Here is a 21,041-nt window from a genome sequence, read left to right on the forward strand (position 1 = left end):
GTTTTGGCCTCCAGGCTGGCGGCCAAACCTCCAGCAAACTTACCGGACCATGCGTGCCTTCAGCCGACTGGTTAGGGTGGCGGATGAGGCGGCCGGTTGAAGTCCCTTCGAGACATCATTCCGGCACGGGTGCGAATCCGCGTCGAAGGGCGTAAAACCTTTTGCGCCCCCGGTCAAACCTCTCAGCCGCTCTATCAGTTGAGCGCGGCCATGTTAACCTGAAAACCCCAAGACAAAAACGCCACTCACACCGTTATTCATCAAACATCGGTACGCCTTTGTTAAATGTTATTTCTGCCAGTTAACTTCAACAAACATAAACATACGAATTTCTTAGCAGGGCTGAAGACGCGCTTGTTTCTAACGTCTGTTCAACCGTTGCAAGGAACGGTAAAACTCCATACCATTGCAATCCTGGTTAGGGTGGCTGGTGAAGCACATGGCTTCGATCGCAAACCGAGGCCTACAAAAAAACCGCCCCGCGAAGGCGGTTTTTTTTTCGCCTGCATTTTCTGGTAACGCCCGATTCAAGACACCCTGTCTGAACCGAACCCCCTCCTCACTTGCACAAATCTTCTAAACCTTCTCCTCCCCCGCGCGGTATTGTAAAAACGCCCCTGCTCAACCGCCCCTGGAGTACTCCCATGGACAAACGCAACTGGATCTCCCTGTCCCAGGATGTCGATACCGGGATCGAGTCGATTCGTGCGCATTTCCGTGGGCATGCCTACGATCCGCACTGGCATGACAGCTTTCTCGTCGGGGTCACCGAGCAAGGCGTGCAGCAATTCAATTGTCGCCGTGTGCGTCATCGCAGCACGCCGGGGCATGTGTTCCTGCTCGAACCGGGTGAAATCCACGATGGCCACGCACCGACCGACGATGGCTTTACCTACTCGATGCTGTACCTCGATCCGTGCTGGCTGGAGCGCGAACTGCACGCGCTGTTCGAAGAGGCGCCCGCCGACAGTCAGCCAGGCTTTGCCGACACCTTGAGCCACGACCCGCGCCTATCGACTGCGATCGGACAAGCCTTCCACGCATTGCACGACGGTGACCTGCGCATCGTCCGCCAGACCGCCATCGATGGCCTGCTGGCGTCCCTCACCCGCCACCTCGACTGGCGCAAGCGTCAGGCCTTCGATCCGCGCCTGCCACTGGTTGCACAGGTCGCGCGGGACTATCTGCATGCCCACACCTATGAAGACATCGGCCTCGATGATCTTGCGCAAGCCTGTGGCGTAGACCGTTTTCGCCTGACCCGCGCATTCAAGGCCGCTTTCGGCCTAGCCCCCCACGCTTACCTGATCCAGTTGCGACTGGCCAAGGCGCGGCAATTGCTTGCACGCGGTGAGACCCCGGCGCAGGTCGCCAGCGTGCTCGGTTTTGCCGACCAGAGTCACTTGGGGCGCTGGTTCCGCCGCGCCTATCAACTGACCCCGGCGGACTACCGCAAACGCTGCTCAAATCTTCCAGACTGATGCTCCGCCCCTGACGATCATGGTGTCCTGTTTCGACTTTCAGGAATCTGCACCATGGCTTCTTTACTGCCCTTTCTGCTGTTTGCTTTCGTCGCCTCGATCACGCCGGGGCCGACCAATATTCTGGTGTTGAGCCACAGCTCTCGACGTGGGCTGATCGCGACGTTGCCGATCATTTTTGGCGCCTGTGGGGCGGCGGCGTTGATCGTCCTGGTGGTCGGGCTGGGCGCTGGCGAAACCCTGTTGCGCTTTCCCCGTGTGCAGCAAGCGATGGCCTGGGCGGGTGTGCTCTGGTTGAGCTGGCTGGCGTGGCAGATCTTTCGCAGTCCGCCGCCGTCGCTGGACCCGAATGCGCCACAAGAACAAGGCTTGAGCGTATTCGGCGCGGCGCTGCTGCAACTGGTCAATCCCAAGGTGTGGATGATGGCGGTGGCCGTGGTCAGCGTATTTGTAGGCGGCGGCGACAAGACGTTGCGCCTGCTGGTGTTGTCACTGGCGTTTCTGCTGGTGTCGTTGCCGTGCATGACTCTCTGGGCGTTGCTCGGCGTCGGCAGCGCACGGCTGCTCGGTTCACCGCATGCATTCAAGCGGATGAACGCGGCACTGGCCTTTCTCCTGCTGCTCTCGGCCTGGCTGGCGGTGTTGGTCTAATGCCCGGTCGCCTGCCGGAATTCGCGTGGGGTAAACCCGGTCGAGGCCTTGAACTGGCGGGTAAAAGCGCTGTGATCGGTATAACCGCATTGCAGCGCAACCTCAGTGATCGGCAAGTCGCTGTGCAACAAGCGATGCGCGTGTTCCAGGCGGACTTTCTGAATCATCTGCCGTGGCGTCAGGTGAAAAACCCGCTTGCAGTAGCGCTCCAGTTGCGCCACGGAAATCCCGGCGATCCGCGTCAGTTCAGCCAGCGTCACCCGCCGATTGAAGTTGCCACGGATGTATTCGTCTACAGCCGCCAAGCGCTCGAACGCCGGGTGGGTTTCGCTGGCTGACTGCAAATCCACCGAGATCCCCACCAGGCCGATGATCAGCCCTTCACGATCGTAGATGGGTCGTTTGTGGGTCAGGCACCAGCCTGGTTCGCGACTGCCGTACAGGTGCAGTTCGAGCTGATCCTCCAGCACGAAACCTTCCTCCAGCACCTTGCGATCCTGCTCGGTGTACCCCGGGCCCAACTGCGCCGGGAACACCTGCGCACTGGTCTTGCCGAGCAACGGGCGCAGGTCCTTCAAGCCACAACGCTGCACCAGCGTGCGATTGGCCAGCACATAGCGCGCTTGCAGGTCCTTGATGAAGATCGCCGCATTGGGGATCACATCGAGTATCGGCAACAGCTGCGCGGCAGCCGCGACCATCTCTTCCAGCGTCTGCGGACGCAAGCCGTCAGTGCTCTGGCACAGGATCGAAAACGCAGACTGCATCAAAGACTTCCTCCTCGAAATGAACCGCCAGAAAAGCCGTTCGCGAGCAGATTGCAGCAACGTCGCAGCCCTGTCGAGGCCGCGCATTCATCGGCGCCATTGTGCTGAATTCGTCACCGTTCCCTGCATAAAACATCAATCGCCGCCGCCGTCGACCGGTGCAAAGTCTGGTCGTCCCCCGTGACACAACTGCCTATCCAATAACTCACAAGAAGGCGATGCCATGTCAGGCCAAGGCAAGTTCAAAAAACAGCTTTCATTGATCGACCTCACCTTTATCGGACTCGGAGCAATCTTCGGTTCCGGCTGGTTGTTCGCCGCCAGCCATGTCTCGGCGATTGCCGGTCCGGCGGGGATCTTCTCCTGGTTGCTGGGCGGTTTCGCCGTGTTGCTGCTGGGCATCGTCTACTGCGAACTCGGCGCCGCATTGCCCCGTGCCGGCGGGGTGGTGCGCTACCCGGTTTACTCCCACGGCCCGCTGCTCGGCTATCTGATGGGCTTCATCACGCTGATTGCGTTTTCCAGCTTGGTGGCGATTGAAGTGGTTGCATCGCGCCAATACGCGGCGGCGTGGTTTCCCGGCCTGACCAAGGCTGGCAGCGGCGATCCGACAATCCTCGGCTGGCTGGTGCAGTTCGGCCTGCTCTGCGTGTTTTTCCTGCTCAACTACCGCAGCGTGAAGACCTTCGCCAAGGCCAACAATCTGGTCAGCGTGTTCAAGTTCATCGTGCCGCTGCTGGTGATCGGCGTGCTGTTCACCTTCTTCAGACCGGAGAATTTCCAGGTTCAGGGATTCGCCCCATTCGGACTGTCTGGCGTGGAAATGGCCGTCTCCGCTGGCGGGATCATCTTTGCCTACCTGGGCCTGACGCCGATCATTTCCGTGGCCAGCGAAGTGAAGAATCCACAGCGCACCATTCCCATCGCACTGATTCTCTCGGTGCTGCTGTCGACCCTGATCTACGTGCTGCTGCAAATGGCCTTTCTCGGCAGCATTCCCACGGAAATGCTCGCCAACGGCTGGGCCGGCATCAGCAAGGAGTTCGCCCTGCCTTATCGCGACATCGCCCTGGCGCTCGGTGTTGGCTGGCTGGCCTGGCTGGTGGTCGCCGATGCGGTGATCTCGCCGAGCGGCTGCGGCAACATCTACATGAACGCCACTCCGCGAGTGATCTACGGCTGGGCGCAAACCGGTACCTTCTTCAAGGTCTTCACCCACATCGACGAAAAGTCCGGCATTCCGCGTCCGGCGCTGTGGCTGACCTTCGCCCTGTCGGTGTTCTGGACCCTGCCGTTTCCATCGTGGGAAGCGCTGATCAACGTGGTCTCCGCGGCGCTGGTATTGAGTTATGCGGTAGCGCCCGTGTCGGTCGCTGCACTACGTCGCAATGCGCCGGACATGCCGCGCCCGTTCCGGGTCAAGAGCATGGGCCTGCTCGGGCCGGTGTCGTTCATCATCGCCGCGCTGATCGTCTACTGGTCGGGCTGGAACACCGTGTCGTGGCTGCTCGGCCTGCAAATCCTGATGTTTGTCATCTACCTGCTCTGCGGCCGTTTCGTGCCGACGGCGCACCTGAGTCTGACGCGTCAGGTGCGTTCATCGGCGTGGCTGATCGCGTTCTACGCGGTGACCATCGTGCTGTCGAAACTCGGCACCTTCGGCGGCCTGGGCATCCTCGCTCACCCATTCGACACGATCGTCGTCGCCGCTTGCGCCACGGGCATTTACTACTGGGGCGCGGCGACCGGTGTGCCGGCGCATCTGCTGCGTCTGGACGACGAGGACGAGGAAAGCGAAAGCCCTGCACCCTCGCCCACCGTCAACGCCCGCCCTGCCGGCGCCTACTGAAATCATCCAACGGGATCTCTTCATGAAACGAGTACACGTCATTGACTCCCACACCGGCGGCGAACCGACGCGCCTGGTGATGAGCGGCTTCCCCGAGCTGTCCGGCAACAGCATGGCCGAGAAACGCGATGCCTTGCGCAACCAGCATGACCAGTGGCGCCGCGCCTGTCTGCTTGAGCCGCGTGGCAACGATGTGCTGGTCGGCGCGCTGTATTGCCCGCCGGTGTCGGCGGACGCTACCTGCGGGGTGATTTTCTTCAACAATGCCGGATATCTGGGCATGTGCGGCCACGGCACCATTGGCCTGATCAATTCGTTGCAGCATCTGGGGAAAATCCGGCCGGGCGTGCACAAGATCGATACGCCGGTGGGGCAAGTCAGCGCGACGCTGCACGACGATGGCTCGGTCACCCTCGGCAACGTACCCGCTTACCGGTACCGCAAGCAGGTGCCGGTGGACGTGCCCGGTTTTGGTCGCGTGCTCGGTGATATCGCCTATGGCGGCAACTGGTTTTTTCTGGTTTCCGAGCATGGCCAGACCCTGACCATGGACAACGTCGAACACCTGACGGCGTACACCTGGGCGATGCTCAAGGCGCTGGAAGACCAAGGCATCTCTGGCGAAGACGGCGCGGTCATCGACCACATCGAATTGTTCGCCGATGACGATCAGGCCGACAGCCGCAACTTCGTCATGTGCCCCGGCAAAGCCTACGACCGCTCACCGTGTGGCACCGGCACCAGCGCCAAACTTGCCTGCCTGGCAGCCGACGACAAGCTGCAACCGGGCGCACCGTGGATCCAGGCGAGCATCACCGGCAGCCAGTTCGAAGGCCGCTTCGAATGGGAAGGTGAACGCATTCGCCCGTTCATCACCGGCCGCGCCTACATGACCGCCGACAGCACCTTGCTGATCGACGAAACCGACCCGTTCGCGTGGGGCATCTGAGCCGCCACGCCGATTTTTTCCCTCGAATAAAACGAAATGCCAAGGAGTTGAACCATGAGCGACAACATCTTCACCGGTTGCATGCCGGCCCTGATGACCCCGTGCACCGCCCAGCGCAAACCGGACTTCGATGCGCTGGTGAGCAAGGGACGCGAGCTGATTGATATCGGCATGAGCGCCGTGGTCTATTGCGGCTCGATGGGCGACTGGCCGCTGCTGACTGAAGCCGAGCGTCAGGAAGGTGTGGCGCGCCTGGTCGCCGCCGGGGTGCCGACCATCGTCGGCACTGGTGCGGTGAATACCCGTGAAGCGGTTTCCCACGCAGCGCATGCGGCGAAAGTCGGCGCGCAAGGCTTGATGGTCATTCCGCGCGTGCTGTCACGTGGCGCTTCAGCCACCGCGCAAAAGGCCCACTTCGCCGCGATCCTGCAAGCCGCGCCGAACTTGCCGGCGGTGATCTACAACAGCCCTTACTACGGCTTCGCCACCCGCGCCGATCTGTTTTTCGAACTGCGCCGTGAATACCCGAACCTGATCGGCTTCAAGGAATTTGGTGGGGGCGCGGACCTGCGCTACGCGGCCGAGAACATCACCTCCAAGGATGACGACGTGACGCTGATGGTCGGTGTCGACACGCAAGTGGTGCACGGTTTCGTCAACTGCAACGCTACCGGCGCCATCACCGGTATCGGCAACGCCCTTCCTCGCGAAGTGCTGCAACTGGTCGCGCTGAGCAAGCAGGCGGCGCAGGGCGATGCCAAGGCCCGGCGTCAGGCGCGGGAGCTGGAATCGGCGCTGGCGGTGCTGTCGTCATTCGACGAAGGCTGTGATCTGGTGCTGTATTACAAACACCTGATGGTGCTCAACGGCGACAAGGAATACACCCTGCACTTCAACGAAACCGATGTGCTGAGCGACTCGCAACGCCGCTATGCCGAGAAGCAGTATTCGCTGTTCCGTCACTGGTATGAAAACTGGTCCGCCGAGCAGAACTTCGCCTGACCGCCACCTGCCGCGGATCGACACGACTCGCGGCAGGCCTCGCTCATTTCACAGGAAGACACCATGACTCTGACGGGCAACATGCTGATCGGCCAACAGTCCGTGGCGGGCAATCGTCCAGCCTTTCGCGGGATCGATCCGGCGACCAACCAGGCACTTGAACCTGAGTACGCCGGTGCGTCGGCCGAGCAGGTGGAACAGGCCTGCGCCCTGGCCTGGGAAGCTCAAGACGCCTTTCGCGAAACCAGCCTGCGTGACCGGGCAGCATTTCTCGAATGCATTGCCGAGCACATCGAAAAACTCGGCGATGAACTGATCGAACGTACCCACGCCGAAACCGGTTTGCCCCGTGCACGCCTCCAGGGCGAACGCGGCCGCACCTGCTCGCAATTGCGCCTGTTCGCCCGCACAGTGCGCGCCGGTGAACGGCTGGACGTACGCGTCGACACTGCGCAACCGCAACGCCAACCGCTGCCGCGTTCGGACCTGCGCCAGCGGCAGATCGCGCTGGGGCCGGTCGCGGTGTTTGGTGCGAGCAACTTCCCGCTGGCATTTTCCGTCGCCGGCGGCGATACCGCTGCGGCACTGGCGGCCGGTTGCCCGGTGATCGTCAAAGCGCACAGTGCGCATCCCGGCACCAGCGAACTGGTCGGCCGCGCGGTGGCGCAAGCGGTCAAGGCCTGCAATTTGCCCGAAGGCGTGTTTTCGTTGTTGTTCGATTCGGGCTATGAAGTGGGTATTGCACTGGTCAGCGACTGGCGCATCAAAGCCGCTGGTTTCACCGGTTCACGCAATGGCGGTCTGGCCTTGATGAAAGCCGCGCAGGCGCGGCCGGAGCCGATTCCGGTGTATGCGGAAATGAGCTCGATCAACCCGGTATTGCTGTTTCCTGCTGCGCTGGAAAATCGCACGCAGGCGCTGGCCGAAGGGTTTGTCGCGTCGCTGACGCTGGGCGCCGGGCAGTTCTGCACCAACCCAGGGTTGCTGATTGCCCGCAAAGGTCCGGCGCTCGACAGGTTTCTCGGCGCCGTTGCGAAGCTGATCGCAAGCAGTCCGGTGCAAACCATGCTGACGCCCGGCATCTTCAGCGCTTACCAAGCAGGCGTGACGGCGTTGCGAGACAATCCCCGTGCACGCGCCGTGGCGGCTGGAGAGATCGGCAACGGCCCGAATCAATGTCAGGCACAGGTGTTCAGCACCGAGGCGGCGGATTTTCTTGCCGATCAACGTTTGCAGGATGAGGTGTTCGGCGCTGCATCGCTGATCGTGCAATGCAGCAGCGACGAAGAAATCCGTGAGGTCTGCGCACACCTCGAAGGCCAACTGACCGCGACCCTGCACGTGGACGACGCCGACCTTGCACTGGCGCGCGCGTTGCTGCCAACCCTCGAGCGCAAGGCCGGGCGCCTGCTGGTCAATGGCTGGCCGACCGGCGTGGAAGTCTGCGAGGCGATGGTGCATGGCGGGCCTTACCCGGCGACCTCGGATGCGCGCAGCACCTCGGTGGGCACCGCAGCGATCCTGCGTTTCCTGCGGCCGGTGTGCTATCAGGATTTCCCCGACAGCCTGCTGCCGACGGAACTGCAACAGACCAATCCGCTGCACCTGCGGCGGCTGCTCGATGGTCAACGGGAAACGACACGCCATGGCGAATAATCCTTCGCACGACATCGCCGTGGTCGGCGCGGGGATCATCGGCGTCGCTTGCGCAGTGCGTCTGGCGCGCCAGGGCCTGCGCGTGGTTGTCATCGATCAGCAGGAACCGGGCCATGGCGCTTCGTTCGGCAACGCCGGGCATCTGGCCACCGAACAGGTGTTTCCGATCGCTGACGTGTCGATCCTCAAGCGCTTGCCGGCCATGTTGATGGACCCGATGGGGCCGCTGCGTCTGGACTGGAAGTACCTGCCGCGCGCCCTGCCGTGGTTTACCCGATTGTTGCTGAACCTGCGACCCGAACCGTTCCAGCAAACCGTCGCAGGTTTGCGGGCGCTCAACGAAAGCAGCCTCGACGCGTGGCAGCGCTTGCTCGGAGATATCCAGCGCACGGATCTGCTGAAAATTGACGGGTCCTTACTGGTCTTTGAAAAACCTGAATCCGGACAGGCCATCGAGGCGTTGCAGGCACGCCTGAAGCAGCAGCAAGTGCCGGTGGATTACTGGCACGCCGGGGCGATCCGCGAGACGGCGCCGCAGCTCAGCGAGCAAATTCAGGGCGGACTGTTTTTCCCGCGCACCGGGCATTTCCTCGACCCGTACCGCGTGGTGTGTGCACTGGTCGAGGCGGCTCGCAGCAGCGGCGTGAGTTTTCTCAAACAGCAGGTTCAGGGCGGCTACGTGCAGGAAAACGGTGTCTTGTTGATGACCGGCAACGGCGGTGTGACGGCCAGCCGCGTGTTACTGGCCTGCGGTGCGCATTCGACGAAACTCACCGCCGCTCTGACCGGCAAGCAGGTACCGTTGGACACTGAACGCGGCTATCACCTGATGCTGCCTAACGAGCATGATCGCCTGCCCTTCCCTGTCACCTCGCTGGAACGCAAGTTCATCATGACGCCGATGAGCGAAGGCCTGCGTCTGGCCGGCACGGTCGAGTTCGCCGGACTGGAGCGACCAGCCAACATGGCGCGCGCCTGGCAGTTGCAGCGCTTGAGCCAAGGTCTGTTTCGCCATGACCTGAACGCTGATGGCGCAACACCGTGGATGGGCTTTCGCCCGTCGCTGCCGGATTCGCTGCCAGTGATCGATCAGGTTTGCGCCGGCAAGGTCCTGCTTGCCTTCGGTCATCAGCATCTGGGACTGACGCAGGCGGCGGTGACGGCGGAGATGATCGGGCAGATGGTCTCAGGCGCGGCCGGCGAGTTGCCGAATGCCGACGCCTACCGACTGGAACGTTTTTAAGCGTGCTTCAGCGCGTCGCCGTGATGCATGGCGAGGTGGCCGGTCTTGTCGCTCTTGACCTCGTATTGCGGCGCGTCTTTCGAGGCTGGCCGGTGGCGGCCCATGAACTCGGTGTCACGGGTGTGCACCTTGACCACTTTGCCGTGAATCTCGCCGGCCTCGGAATTCCAGCGCACCGCGTCACCGACCTTGAATGAGCTGCTCATCATTGCCTCCTCACCTCTGGCTTGTTGGTGTATGGAGCCGCAAGCGTCGGAGAAATTCCGCTTTTTTGCGAGGCGACCACCGGCAGGCAAAAAAATCGAACGGTGAAAATCGCCCGCACCTCCAACCTGCACACGCCGTACAAAACGGCCATTGCGAGGTGTGAGATGAATAATGATCAAGGCAAGCAAGGTGACGATCCGCTCCCAACTACACCGGATCCGCTGAGTCCGGGGCGTACCGAGGTCGATCCGATGAAAGAGCGTGGCATCGACGAACTGCCCGACAACGAAGGCGAAATCCCGCTGGATGATGACGATGCCGGGCTGGATCCCGAACGCGTACGTCAGGAAACCGATAACGCCGAGATGGACGATCAGCCCAATCCGCGTTGAGCCCTGAACGGCAGCCGTCGCCATACGGCTGCCTTTCGGTCCTGCTGTCAACGGCAGAATCAGGCAAGCATTTCACAGAAATGCACTACTTCGCGTTCGGACCCGGACGCAACAATGGGCGTCCGAACCAACCATGGAGGATGCTTTCATGCTTGTACAAGCCTACGGCGCCCACGCTGGCGACCAACCCCTTGAGCCCATGCAGATCAACCGCCGCGCGCCGGCGGCGCATGACGTGCAGATCGATATCGCCTTCTGCGGCATCTGCCATTCCGACCTGCACCAAGTGCGCGCGGAATGGGCTGGCACGCAATTCCCCTGCGTGCCCGGCCACGAAATCGTCGGCCGCGTCTCGGCGGTTGGCGATCACGTCAAAGACTACAAGGTCGGCGATCTGGTCGGTGTCGGTTGCATTGTCGACAGCTGCAAACACTGCGCTGACTGCGAGTCCGGTCTGGAAAACTACTGCGACGGCATGATCGGCACCTACAACTTTCCGACCCCGGACGCACCGGGCTGGACCCTCGGCGGTTACTCGCAGAACATCGTCGTGCACGAGCGCTATGTATTGCGCATCCGTCATCCCGAGGCGCAACTGGCCGCCGTCGCGCCGCTACTCTGCGCCGGCATCACCACGTACTCGCCGCTGCGTCAGTGGAACGCCGGCCCCGGCAAGAAAGTCGGCGTGGTCGGCATCGGTGGCCTTGGTCACATGGGCATCAAACTGGCTCACGCCATGGGCGCCCATGTTGTCGCGTTCACCACTTCCGAATCCAAGCGCGAAGCGGCCAAGGCGCTGGGCGCGGACGAAGTGGTGGTGTCGCGCAATGGCGAGGAAATGGCGGCACACGCCAAGAGCTTCGACATGATCCTTAATACCGTCGCCGCGCCGCACGATCTCGACGCCTTCCTCGTCCTGCTCAAGCGCGACGGCGCCTTGACCCTGGTCGGTGCGCCCGCCTCGCCGCACCCATCGCCCAATGTGTTCAACCTGATCATGAAGCGCCGCACCATCGCCGGTTCGATGATCGGCGGCATTCCTGAAACCCAGGAAATGCTGGATTTCTGCGCCGAGCACGGCATCGTTTCCGACATCGAACTGATCCGCGCCGACCAGATCAACGAGTCCTACGAGCGCATGCTCAAGGGCGATGTGAAATATCGCTTCGTCATCGACAACGCAACCCTCGCCGGCTAAGCGCAAGCCGCCATCGGCAGCGCTGTGCTGCCGATGGCTCGGGGAATTCCATCGGCGCGATTTGACAGCGCCAGCGTTGCTCGCCAGAGTCGCACCCCTTTTTCCACCGTCGGGTGAACAGGGGTCGCCGTTGAACCAACAGACATTGTCCATGCGCCTTGAACGCGTCGCCGCCCACGTGCCGCTCGGTGCACGGCTGGCCGATATCGGCTCCGACCACGCTTATCTGCCGGTAGCCCTGATGTGTCGAGGCCTGATTGCAACGGCGGTGGCTGGCGAGGTCGCTTTGACGCCGTTCCACGCGGCGCAGCGCACCGTCAATGACAACGACCTGCACGGCCAGGTCAGCGTGCGCCTGGCCGATGGCCTGGCGGCGATCAGAGCTGACGATGCGATCAGCGCCATCACCCTATGTGGTATGGGCGGCGAAACCATTCGCGATATTTTCGATGGCGGCAAATCCCACCTTAATGGCAACGAACGGCTGATCCTGCAGCCCAACGGCGGCGAGCAGGCGTTGCGCCGGTGGCTGATGGACAACGGCTACCGGATCATCTGTGAAGAGGTGCTGCACGAGAACCGCTTCGACTACGAAATCATCGTTGCCGAACGAGCCTCTGAGCCGGTGACTTACGATGCCCGGGAATTGTTTTTCGGACCGCTGCATCTGCAGACGCAAAGCTCTGCCTTTGTGCAAAAGTGGCGACGCAGGCTGAATCAGCGGCAGAAGACGTTGGGGCAGTTTACGAGAGCGCAACAGGTGTTGCCGCAGGACAAAATCCGCGCGTTGAAGCAAGAGGTGCAGTGGATCAGCGAACTGCTCGGGTGACTGTGCCGCCGCCTTCGCGAGCAGGCTCGCTCCCACAGTTGAAGGTGTTTTCCTGTAGGAGTGAGCCTGCTCGCGATAGCGGTACACCAGTCAATGAAGATGTTGAATGTGTGGATGCAATCGCGAGCAGGCTCACACCTACAGTGACCACGTTTCATTTCGCGAACGCAAAAAAGCCTGCTTTCCAAGCAGGCTTTTTAGTTAGCGATGACTCACTTCTGCTGCGTCAGCGCCGAGTAGCTGTTCATCAGGTTGCGGTAGTTGGGAATCCGCTGCGACAGCAGGTTACCCAGACCTTCAATGTCGTTGCGCCAGTCGCGGTGCAGCTCACAGGCCACCGAGAACCAGTTCATCATCTGTGCGCCGGCTTGAGTCATGCGGCTCCACGCGGCTTGCTGCACGGTGGTGTTGAAGGTGCCGGACGCATCAGTCACCACAAACACATCAAAACCTTCCGCCAGCGCCGACAGGGTCGGGAACGCTACGCATACATCCGTGACCACACCGGCAATGATGATCTGCTTGCGCCCGGTGGCTTTGATCGCCTTGACGAAGTCTTCGTTGTCCCAGGCATTGATCTGACCAGGGCGAGCGATGTACGGCGCATCCGGGAACATCTCTTTCAGTTCCGGTACCAGCGGGCCGTTCGGGCCTTGTTCGAAGCTGGTGGTGAGGATCGTTGGCAGGTCGAAGAACTTCGCCAGATCCGCCAGCGCCAGCACGTTGTTCTTGAACTCGTTCGGCGAGAAGTCCTGCACCAGCGAGATCAGACCGGTCTGGTGGTCAACCAGCAGCACGATAGCGTCGTCTTTGTTCAGGCGGTTGTAGGTTGGAGTGGTCATGGTGTGCGTCCCTTTTCAAGTTTGAAGTTTTGTTGTTGCGTTCAAGTTGGATACAGATTACTGACGCACAGCAAAGGGATAAATCGGCTGAAAAGCGTTTCACCGTCCACCTGAACAGGACAATCGAAAGATGCCCCCTGTAGGAGTGAGCCTGCTCGCAATAGCGTCATGTCAGCCAACATTGCTATCGATTGAAATGACGCCATCGCGAGCAGGCTCACTCCTACAAACGCACCCTGATTAGATACACCGAAGTACAAATGAAGTACCCGCGCCCCCATTTATCAACTCCTCGCAACTTTCTAAAGTCGTCTCCAACAGCCACCCGCCATCCTGACGGGCAAGCGACAGAGGAAACCATCATGAGCACATCGAAAAAAGTAGTTGTCATCACCGGCGCCTCGCAAGGCATTGGCGCAGGTCTGGTCGAAGGCTTTCGCGCCCTTGGCCATCAAGTGGTCGCGACCTCGCGTTCGATCAAAGAATCGCGCGACCCGGATATTCTGGCCGTCGCCGGTGACATCGCCGATCCACAAACCGCTGAGCGAGTGATTCGCGCCGCAGTGGCCCGGTTCGGTCGCGTCGATACACTGGTCAACAATGCCGGGATCTTTCTGGCCAAGCCGTTCACCGCTTACAGCCAGGCGGACTACGCCCAGGTCGTGGCGACCAACATGAGTGGCTTCTTTCATATCTCGCAGCTGGCCATCGGCGAGATGGAAAAGCACGGCAGCGGCCACGTCGTCAGCGTGACCACCAGTCTGGTCGATCATGCGGTTGATGGCGTGCCTTCGGTATTGGCATCGCTGACCAAGGGCGGCATCAACGCGGCGACCAAATCCCTGGCTATCGAGTACGCCAAGCGCGGCATTCGGGTCAACGCGGTGTCGCCGGGCATCATCAAGACGCCGATGCACGCCGAGGAAACCCATCAGGCGCTGGGCAGCCTGCACCCGGTCGGCCACATGGGTGAAATCGACGACATCGTGCAAGCGATCCTCTACCTCGACAGCGCGAAGTTCGTCACTGGCGAAATCCTGCACGTCGACGGTGGCCAGAGCGCCGGCCATTGATCGAAACGCTGCAACGCCGCCGGTGGATACCGGCGGCGTCGTGGGTTGTGGTACACAGAGGATGAACGTCCGTCGATCTTCGGTGCGAGCCACAATGAAACGCCATTTTGAAGACTTGCAATTAGGCAGTATCGAACTGTTCTGCCTGGCTGCCGAAGCCGGCAGCTTCACCGCCGCCGCGCAACTGGCCGGGGTCACGCCTGCGGCTGTCAGCCGGTCGATTCTGCGTCTGGAGCAACGCTTGGGTTCACGCCTGTTCGCACGCACCACGCGCAGCATCCGCCTCACCGACGCCGGCCGCAGCTTCTTCGAACAATGCAGCCAGGCCCTGACGCAACTGGTCGAAGCGCAGCAGGAAGTCATGGGCGCGCAGACTTCGCCGTCGGGGCGACTGCGCATCAGCCTGCCAACCACTTACGGGCATCACCGCATCCTGCCGCTGCTGCCGAAGTTTCGGGCGTTGTACCCCGAGGTTACGGTGGACGTGCACTTGGGCAATCGCAATATCGACTTCGTCGAGGAAGGCTACGACCTGGCGATACGCGTGCGCGCGCAACCGGACTCGACCCTGATCGCTCGCCTGCTGGAAGACGCCAGCCTGGTGGTGGTCGCCTCCCCTGAATATCTGCAGAGAGCCGGCACGCCGCAAACCCTCGACGATCTGATCGAGCATGAGTGCATCCAGTTCGAACTGCCCAGCAGTGGCCGGCGGATTTCCTGGCTGTTTCAGGAAAACGGCCGGGACCGGGAAGTGATTTCCGACGGCGGCTACTCCTGCTCCGACGATGTGCTCGGCGGTGTGACGCTGGCCAAGCACGGCGCCGGACTGTTTCAGACGTACCGCTTCATCGTCGAACAGGAACTGGCGGATGGCCGCCTGATTGAAGTGCTGCAGCCGTACACCGGCCGTTCGCGGCCGTATACCCTGCTCTACCCGCACGGCCGCTATGTGCCACAACGGGTACGGGCGTTTGTGGATTTTCTCCTGGGGTTTCGTGACGAGTGGGCGGAACCCGCGCGTTAAACAGGGCGTCAGGCCGTCAACCGGTCTGGCGCAGGCGGCTGAGTTCTTTCGATGGCGGGCAGCCGAACTGGCGGTTGTATTCGCGGCTGAACTGCGAGGCACTTTCGTAGCCGACGCGGTAGCAGGCGCTCGAGACGTCCAGCCCTTCGTTGATGATCAGCCGACGCGCCTCTTGCAGGCGCAGCTGTTTTTGATACTGCAGCGGGCTCATCGCGGTGACGGCTTTGAAGCGATGGTGCAGCGCCGAATTGCTCAGGTTGGCCACCTGCGCCAGCGCGTCGATGCGCAGCGGCTCGGTGAAATTCCTGTTCAGCCAGTCGATGGCTCGGGTGACCCGGTGGGTCTGCGAATCGCTGACCGCGATTTCGTACAGCAGATGACCGTGCTGGCCGCGCAGCAGGCGGTAATACAGCTCACGCAACGCCATTGGCGCGAGCATGCCGATGTCGCGCGGGTTATCCAGCAGGCGCACCAGACGCAGCATGGTGTCGAGCAGGGTCACGTCGATCTTGTCGAGAAACATGCCGCGCCCGGCTTCCTGCGGCACCCCGGTCGGCGGCGATTCGGCAATCAGTTGCGTCAGTTGTGCAGGGTCGAAATCCAGGCGGACGCAAAAATACGGTGCCTCGGGCGAGGCTTCGATCACCCGGCCCGATACCGGCAACGTCACCGACACCACCAGATAATTCAGCGGGTCATACAGGAAACGTTCGTCGCCCAGCCCGACTTCCTTGCGCCCCTGCACGATCAGGCACAGCGCCGGGCGGTGCACGACATGGATCAGCTCGGACGGCCCATCGAGACGGATCACGTGCAGCGGCGCAATCGCCGTTTCAAAGGTGCCCGGCGCGTCGAAGCGTTGAGTCAGCAAGCGCACCAGTTCGGCGCGATACACCGCCGTGTCGTGGAGGATGGAAGCGTCGCGGTTATCCATGCAAAGGGCCTCGAAAGCAGACGAAGGTGGGTCAACTGCGGAGCAAGATTAGCCAGTTTTACCCAGCGACGACTAGATCAAAGATGCTGCAGATTTGCCTGATTCTGCGTCGGTCAGATTCTGGTAAAGCCATGGGCAGGTGATCGCACGTGCCCATGGCTTGCCGCCCCGCTATCAGCCTGCGGTTACCGTCATGCCGCCATCGGCCATGACCACCGAGCCGACCATGAAACTGGCGCGCTCGGAAGCGAGAAAGGTGACGATTTCGGCGATCTCTTCCGGCTGCGCCGCCCGACCGATCGGTGCCGCTTCACCGTGTTGCGCAAGGAATCCCGGGCCGTCCTCGACTACATCATTGAGAATATTGGTCACCACATCGCCGACACCGATGGCATTGACGCGTATCCCGTGCTCGATGACTTCCAGGGCTAGCGTGCGGGTCAGTTGCGCCAGCGCACCTTTGGAGGCGGTGTAGGCGGCAATGGTCGGGAACGCGAAGTACGAGGCATAGGAAGCGATATTGACGATTGCACCGGACTTGTTCGGGATCATCGCCTTGACCGCTTCGCGGCAGTGCAGGAAGGCCGCCGTGGCATTCACTGCCTGGATTTTTTCCCAATCGTCGCGACTCATGTCGATCACCGCTTTGTTGATGATGATCCCGGCGTTGTTGACCAGAATATCCAGGCGACCGAACTTCTCGACGGCAAGGCCTACTGCGCGTTCGGCGGCGCCGTCCTCGGTGATGTCCGCCACCAGCGGCAGCAGATCGGGACGAGCCAGCTCTTCAACAGCCGGGTTGAGATCTTCGGCAATTACCTTGGCGCCGCGAGCGTGCAGCATCAGCGCAATCGCCTTGCCGATGCCACTGGCTGCACCCGTGACCAGGGCAACTTTACCGGCGACTTCTTGTGGCAGGGTGTGATTGAAATCAGTCATGGTTTTAACTCCTCGATAGCGAATCGGTGTTGCGCCTGATGGCGCGGTCGTTAACACGGCCTCACTGTCGCGCACTGTCCGCCGCCGGGCTTTCGGGCGATTGCCGGGACTGTCGGAGTTTTGCGCTGGAGTTTCTCGTTCGCCCGCCCTAACCTTCGAAATCATCCGCAGCCGAAGCTTTTCATGGAGCGTCCTGTGCCCTCTGCCAGCCCCGCTACACCGACAATCAGCCAGCCCGCGCGCATCGCCGCCGAGGCCATGCCAGAGCATTTGCCCGGTGTTGCGGAAACCACCACGCCGCGACCGCAGATCAAGGATGCAGTGGTGCAACTGTTCCGCCATCAAACCCTGCTCGAACCGATTCGCGTGCCATGCGTGGCCGAACCGCTGCTGGTGCTGGTATTGGCCGGCACCGCGCGGGTCGAGGAACGTTCGTTGGGCGGAGAATGGCAGGCGAGCCAGGTCACGGCCGGCGATTTCTTCCTGACCAACACCCGCGAACCCTACGAAATGCGCTGGCAGACCGAAGGCTGTGAGGCCTTCGAAGTGATGCACCTTTATCTCGGCCTGGGTTTGATCGAACAAGCGGCGCGGGAAGCGTTCGGCGAACAGGCCGGTACAGTGACGTTCATCGACGTGTCGGGTGCGCGTGACGAGCAGGTCAGCTTCATCCTTGAACAACTGCGCATCGAACTGACCGAGCAACGCCAGCCCAGCGCACTGCTGGTGCACAGCCTGGCCCAGGCATTGGCGATCCATCTGCTGCGTCGTTATCTCGACCCGAACAGCAACCCGCGTCGCGACAACGCCCTGCCCGCCTACAAACTGCGCCGGGTGCTTGAAGCGATGAATGCGAATCTGGCGGAAGATTTCAGCCTCGGTCATCTGGCGGCCATCGCCGAGCTGAGCGACTACCACTTCAGCCGCACCTTCAAGCGCGCCACCGGCTTGTCGCCCTCGCAATACTTCATCCGCCTGCGCATGAGCCGCGCGCGTCATCTGTTACTGGAGACCGCGCGCAGCGTGATCGACATCGGCCTGGAGGTTGGCTATTCCAGCCCCAGCCATTTTTCCCAGGTGTTCCGCCGTGAAGTCGGGGTCACCCCGAGTGCCTACCGCGATGCGCCACGCGGGGCCTGAAAACCTGTCGAAAAGCGATGCAGCAGAATTGGGCAAATCCCGTGGAGGAATCGGTTAATAGCCTGTGAGCCGCCGCGCTTAACCTTCTTCCAAGCCCACTCCCGGGCACCGCGAAGAGGAAGACATCATGCTGAACATTCAAGACAAAGTGATCGTGATTACCGGCGCCAGCAGCGGCATCGGCGAAGCCACCGCACGCCTGCTCGCCAGCCGTGGCGCCAAAGTGGTATTGGGCGCGCGGCGCACCGAGCGTCTGGCGCTGATCGCCGAGGAAATCAACGGCACCGGTGGCCACGCGCAGTACCGCGCGCTGGACGTCACCGATCAGCAGGATGTGCAGCGCTTCGTCGATTTCGCCGTGGAGCATTACGGCCGCGTCGATGTGCTGGTCAACAATGCCGGGGTCATGCCGTTGTCGCGGCTGGACGCGCTGAAGGTCGATGAGTGGAACCGCATGATCGACGTCAACATCCGTGGCGTGCTCCACGGCATCGCCGCCAGCCTGCCGTTGATGCAGCGCCAGCGCGCCGGGCAGATCATCAACATTGCCTCGATCGGCGCCTACGCGGTCAGCCCTACCGCGGCGGTGTACTGCGCGACCAAATACGCGGTACGGGCGATCTCCGAAGGCTTGCGCCAGGAAGTCGGTGGCGATATTCGCGTCACCGTCATTGCACCGGGCGTGACCGAATCGGAACTGGCCGACAGCATCTCCGACGAAGGCGGCCGCGCCGAGATGAAGTCCTTCCGCAAGATCGCCATCCCCGCCGAAGCCATCGCCCGCGCGATTGCCTACGCCGTAGAACAACCGGCAGATGTCGACGTCAGCGAACTGATCGTGCGCCCAACGGCGAGCCCTTACTGAGGCTACATTCCTCCTGAAAAAACCCAATCAACTGTAGGAGTGAGCCTGCTCGCGATCGCGTCACGCCAGTCAATGAAGATGTTGACTGGCCTAACGCGATCGCGAGCAGGCTCACTCCTACAAGGGAACTCTGCCAGCCTGAAGATTCAGTGACATTATCGAACCTACCGCGCCCCCGGCCCGATCAACATGCTTTCGATCTCGGCGCCGGGCATCATTTGCTGCAAACCTTCGATCAGCCTGTCGCCGGCCTCGGTCAGCGCTTCCAGCGGCATGGCCGGCAGGCTTTCGAGGATGAACCACATGTGCTGGGCCTGGGCGTCAAGGCGGGTTCGCACACCCTGGCGCCAGTTCCAGCGCCGGCAGGTCACGCCCTGGTCATCGCGCCAGACCACTTCCCCAGCGTCCGGGAACTCATGCGCGGGCTGGCCTTCCTTCATCGTATCGAATGGTTCGCTGCCATCGGCCACGACCAGGCGCGGTGAGCCGACGTAGGCTTGAGCATTTTCGCCGCCTACTGGAATCGCATATTCGAGGCTGATGGCGTTGTACAGGTCGACCACCGGATCGATGCTCGGCAAGTTGCCGTCGCGCAATACGCGTTTGCGCAGTGCTTCGGCCGAGCAAGGCGTACGCTGCGGCTTGGCGCCGAACTGGCGGAACACGTCGGCCCAGGCCTGCAAATGCGCAGGCGCCCACTGCGGGCCACCCGCGGCGACGGCCTGGCAGGCTCTGGCCAGCGCAACACCTGCCACCTCAGCGTCAAGAATCGGTGCGGCTTGCACGACAATACTCAGCGCTCTGAAGCCCGGCGCCAGTTGCGCCACACCCGGATCGATTGACGGCACGACAGACAGCATCCCAGAATCCCCCTCAAACCCGAATTTCCAACGATGCTAGCTATCAATGACCACGAAAGTCAATATACCGACCGAGGCCGGCGCCGACGTCCAGACCGTCAGCGCAGCGGTTTCCCGCACGCTCAAACAGGCACGCAAACAGCAGAGCATCACGCTCGACGAACTGTCCCGACGCTCGGGCGTGAGCAAAGGCATGGTGGTCGAGATCGAGAAAGGCTCGGCCAACCCGAGCATCGCGACCTTATGCAAGATCGCCGCGGCGCTGGGCTTGTCCGTGGCGGACTTCGTCAATGTCGCCGCGACCCCGGCGGCGCACCTGATCGCCAGTCAGGACATCCCTACGCTGTGGAGCGGCGAGCTGGGCGGTTCGGCACGACTGCTGGCCGGCACCAGCGGCCCGAACATGCTCGAGTTGTGGCGCTGGGAGTTGTTTCCCGGTGAGTCGTTTGCTTCAGCCGGTCACCCGAACGGCACCACCGAGTTGTTTCACGTCGAGAAAGGCACGTTGCATTTGACGGTTGGCGATGCCGAACTGATTGTCGGGCCTGGGTGTTCGGCGGTAGCGCGTACGGATGTGGCGCATGGATATGCCAACCATGGCCGGTCGAAACTGGTCTTTACCATGTCGGTGACTGAACTGCATCTGGGTGCGCGGGAGAGCCTCTCACTCTAATTCCAGAGTGGGAGGCATCGATCAAATCGCTCGATCAGCGTGAGGGCGGATGCTCGGTCGAAACCGAGTTTGCCGCATCCACATCCGACATGTCTTCCTCAACCGGCGCTTCATCGTCCGGTGGCAAGGGCACCTCGGGATTTTCCCGCTTGGGATCGTGCCCCGTTTCGTTGTCGGTGGTGCGCGTTACGGCTTGTTGCGACTGGTTGCCCGGTGCGTTTTCGTCAATGTCCATGTCGGTCTCCGATGTGATTCAGCGATAGGTACCTGAACGTGTGAAATGCCAGCGCATGACAAGTGCCCGACAATGGACGAACGGTGGCTGGCCTGGCGGTCATAAACGCAAAAAGCCTGCTTTCAAAGCAGGCTTTTTAGTTAGCGATGACTCACTTCTGCTGCGTCAGCGCCGAGTAGCTGTTCATCAGGTTGCGGTAGTTGGGAATCCGCTGCGACAGCAGGTTACCCAG

The 21,041-nt window shown here is 61.6% G+C and carries 22 protein-coding genes; 15 read left to right on the top strand and 7 right to left on the bottom strand.

Annotated elements, in window-relative coordinates; all coding sequences use genetic code 11:
• The first annotated feature begins 644 nt into the window (after positions 1–644).
• Together DCO47_RS03515 and DCO47_RS03520 are read left to right on the top strand one after the other, a co-directional pair.
• Positions 645–1,481: an AraC family transcriptional regulator gene (locus tag DCO47_RS03515; protein WP_042609595.1), complete on the top strand. Its 837-nt coding sequence runs from the start codon at positions 645–647 to the stop codon at positions 1,479–1,481.
• A 54-nt stretch (positions 1,482–1,535) separates the two neighbouring features.
• Positions 1,536–2,132: a LysE family translocator gene (locus DCO47_RS03520; RefSeq protein ID WP_116657457.1), complete on the top strand. Its 597-nt coding sequence runs from the start codon at positions 1,536–1,538 to the stop codon at positions 2,130–2,132.
• Here DCO47_RS03520 and DCO47_RS03525 read toward each other — a convergent pair.
• Positions 2,129–2,899, bottom strand: a complete 771-nt coding sequence (locus DCO47_RS03525; protein ID WP_065617046.1) for an AraC family transcriptional regulator — start codon at positions 2,897–2,899, stop codon at positions 2,129–2,131. The two genes, DCO47_RS03520 and DCO47_RS03525, sit on opposite strands and share 4 nt — an antisense overlap.
• A gap of 223 nt (positions 2,900–3,122) precedes the next feature.
• Between DCO47_RS03525 and DCO47_RS03530 the strand changes: the two genes are divergently transcribed.
• The 5 genes from DCO47_RS03530 (at position 3,123) to DCO47_RS03550 (ending at position 9,598) form a co-directional block, all read left to right on the top strand.
• The gene (locus tag DCO47_RS03530) at positions 3,123–4,748 is read left to right on the top strand and encodes an APC family permease (protein ID WP_064361967.1); all 1,626 of its coding nucleotides are present in this window, start codon (positions 3,123–3,125) and stop codon (positions 4,746–4,748) included.
• Positions 4,749–4,770: 22 nt separating this feature from the next.
• The gene (locus DCO47_RS03535) at positions 4,771–5,697 is read left to right on the top strand and encodes a 4-hydroxyproline epimerase (protein WP_116657458.1); all 927 of its coding nucleotides are present in this window, start codon (positions 4,771–4,773) and stop codon (positions 5,695–5,697) included.
• Positions 5,698–5,751: 54 nt separating this feature from the next.
• Positions 5,752–6,699 carry a dihydrodipicolinate synthase family protein gene (locus DCO47_RS03540; protein WP_116657459.1) on the top strand — a complete coding sequence of 316 codons (948 nt, stop codon included), beginning with the start codon at positions 5,752–5,754 and terminating at the stop codon, positions 6,697–6,699.
• A gap of 63 nt (positions 6,700–6,762) precedes the next feature.
• Positions 6,763–8,355 (top strand): aldehyde dehydrogenase (NADP(+)), encoded by a 1,593-nt coding sequence (locus DCO47_RS03545; RefSeq protein ID WP_116657460.1) that lies wholly within the window; start codon positions 6,763–6,765, stop codon positions 8,353–8,355.
• A complete protein-coding gene (locus tag DCO47_RS03550; protein ID WP_116657461.1) occupies positions 8,345–9,598 on the top strand; it encodes an FAD-binding oxidoreductase in 1,254 nt (417 codons plus the stop codon). The genes DCO47_RS03545 and DCO47_RS03550 overlap by 11 nt, the downstream gene beginning before the upstream one ends.
• On the opposite strand, the gene DCO47_RS03555 is transcribed toward DCO47_RS03550, so the two are convergent.
• On the bottom strand, positions 9,595–9,804 hold the full coding sequence (locus DCO47_RS03555; RefSeq protein WP_051600414.1) for a DUF2945 domain-containing protein: 210 nt from the start codon (positions 9,802–9,804) through the stop codon (positions 9,595–9,597). The genes DCO47_RS03550 and DCO47_RS03555 overlap by 4 nt on opposite strands.
• 165 nt (positions 9,805–9,969) lie before the next feature.
• Here DCO47_RS03555 and DCO47_RS03560 point away from each other — a divergent pair, with 165 nt between their 5' ends.
• The 3 genes from DCO47_RS03560 to DCO47_RS03570 all read left to right on the top strand — a co-directional run bounded on the left by DCO47_RS03560 (position 9,970) and on the right by DCO47_RS03570 (position 12,224).
• The gene (locus DCO47_RS03560) at positions 9,970–10,197 is read left to right on the top strand and encodes a hypothetical protein (RefSeq protein ID WP_042609586.1); all 228 of its coding nucleotides are present in this window, start codon (positions 9,970–9,972) and stop codon (positions 10,195–10,197) included.
• A 148-nt stretch (positions 10,198–10,345) separates the two neighbouring features.
• The gene (locus tag DCO47_RS03565; RefSeq protein ID WP_083354330.1) at positions 10,346–11,395 is read left to right on the top strand and encodes an NAD(P)-dependent alcohol dehydrogenase; all 1,050 of its coding nucleotides are present in this window, start codon (positions 10,346–10,348) and stop codon (positions 11,393–11,395) included.
• Between the two features lie 130 nt (positions 11,396–11,525).
• Positions 11,526–12,224, top strand: coding sequence for a tRNA (adenine(22)-N(1))-methyltransferase TrmK (locus DCO47_RS03570; protein ID WP_290128337.1), 699 nt, complete (start codon positions 11,526–11,528; stop codon positions 12,222–12,224).
• A 212-nt stretch (positions 12,225–12,436) separates the two neighbouring features.
• On the opposite strand, the gene ycaC is transcribed toward DCO47_RS03570, so the two are convergent.
• Positions 12,437–13,066 (bottom strand): isochorismate family cysteine hydrolase YcaC, encoded by a 630-nt coding sequence (ycaC, locus tag DCO47_RS03575; RefSeq protein WP_016774235.1) that lies wholly within the window; start codon positions 13,064–13,066, stop codon positions 12,437–12,439.
• 362 nt (positions 13,067–13,428) lie between these two features.
• On the opposite strand from ycaC, the gene DCO47_RS03585 reads away from it, so the two are divergent.
• On the top strand, positions 13,429–14,139 hold the full coding sequence (locus tag DCO47_RS03585) for an SDR family NAD(P)-dependent oxidoreductase (protein ID WP_116657463.1): 711 nt from the start codon (positions 13,429–13,431) through the stop codon (positions 14,137–14,139).
• Positions 14,140–14,233: 94 nt separating this feature from the next.
• Positions 14,234–15,163, top strand: a complete 930-nt coding sequence (locus tag DCO47_RS03590; protein WP_042609581.1) for a LysR family transcriptional regulator — start codon at positions 14,234–14,236, stop codon at positions 15,161–15,163.
• 16 nt (positions 15,164–15,179) lie between these two features.
• Here the strand turns inward: DCO47_RS03590 and DCO47_RS03595 are convergent, their stop codons facing one another.
• On the bottom strand, positions 15,180–16,097 hold the full coding sequence (locus DCO47_RS03595; protein WP_065617036.1) for an AraC family transcriptional regulator: 918 nt from the start codon (positions 16,095–16,097) through the stop codon (positions 15,180–15,182).
• Between the two features lie 174 nt (positions 16,098–16,271).
• Positions 16,272–17,036, bottom strand: a complete 765-nt coding sequence (locus DCO47_RS03600; protein ID WP_064361979.1) for an SDR family NAD(P)-dependent oxidoreductase — start codon at positions 17,034–17,036, stop codon at positions 16,272–16,274.
• Positions 17,037–17,294: 258 nt separating this feature from the next.
• Here DCO47_RS03600 and DCO47_RS03605 point away from each other — a divergent pair, with 258 nt between their 5' ends.
• Together DCO47_RS03605 and DCO47_RS03610 are read left to right on the top strand one after the other, a co-directional pair.
• Positions 17,295–18,176, top strand: coding sequence for an AraC family transcriptional regulator (locus DCO47_RS03605; protein ID WP_116657468.1), 882 nt, complete (start codon positions 17,295–17,297; stop codon positions 18,174–18,176).
• A gap of 127 nt (positions 18,177–18,303) precedes the next feature.
• Positions 18,304–19,041: an SDR family oxidoreductase gene (locus tag DCO47_RS03610; RefSeq protein WP_064361981.1), complete on the top strand. Its 738-nt coding sequence runs from the start codon at positions 18,304–18,306 to the stop codon at positions 19,039–19,041.
• A 164-nt stretch (positions 19,042–19,205) separates the two neighbouring features.
• Here DCO47_RS03610 and DCO47_RS03620 read toward each other — a convergent pair whose 3' ends face one another.
• Positions 19,206–19,901, bottom strand: a complete 696-nt coding sequence (locus DCO47_RS03620; protein ID WP_064361982.1) for a B3/4 domain-containing protein — start codon at positions 19,899–19,901, stop codon at positions 19,206–19,208.
• 46 nt (positions 19,902–19,947) lie between these two features.
• Between DCO47_RS03620 and DCO47_RS03625 the strand changes: the two genes are divergently transcribed.
• Entirely contained in the window at positions 19,948–20,574 is a 627-nt protein-coding gene (locus DCO47_RS03625) for a helix-turn-helix domain-containing protein (protein ID WP_116657464.1), read from the top strand.
• A 34-nt stretch (positions 20,575–20,608) separates the two neighbouring features.
• On the opposite strand, the gene DCO47_RS03630 is transcribed toward DCO47_RS03625, so the two are convergent.
• Entirely contained in the window at positions 20,609–20,809 is a 201-nt protein-coding gene (locus DCO47_RS03630) for a hypothetical protein (protein WP_016774226.1), read from the bottom strand.
• Positions 20,810–21,041: the final 232 nt, after the last annotated feature.

It is taken from the genome of Pseudomonas sp. NDM (assembly GCF_003105095.1).
Classification (GTDB): domain Bacteria; phylum Pseudomonadota; class Gammaproteobacteria; order Pseudomonadales; family Pseudomonadaceae; genus Aquipseudomonas; species Aquipseudomonas moraviensis_A.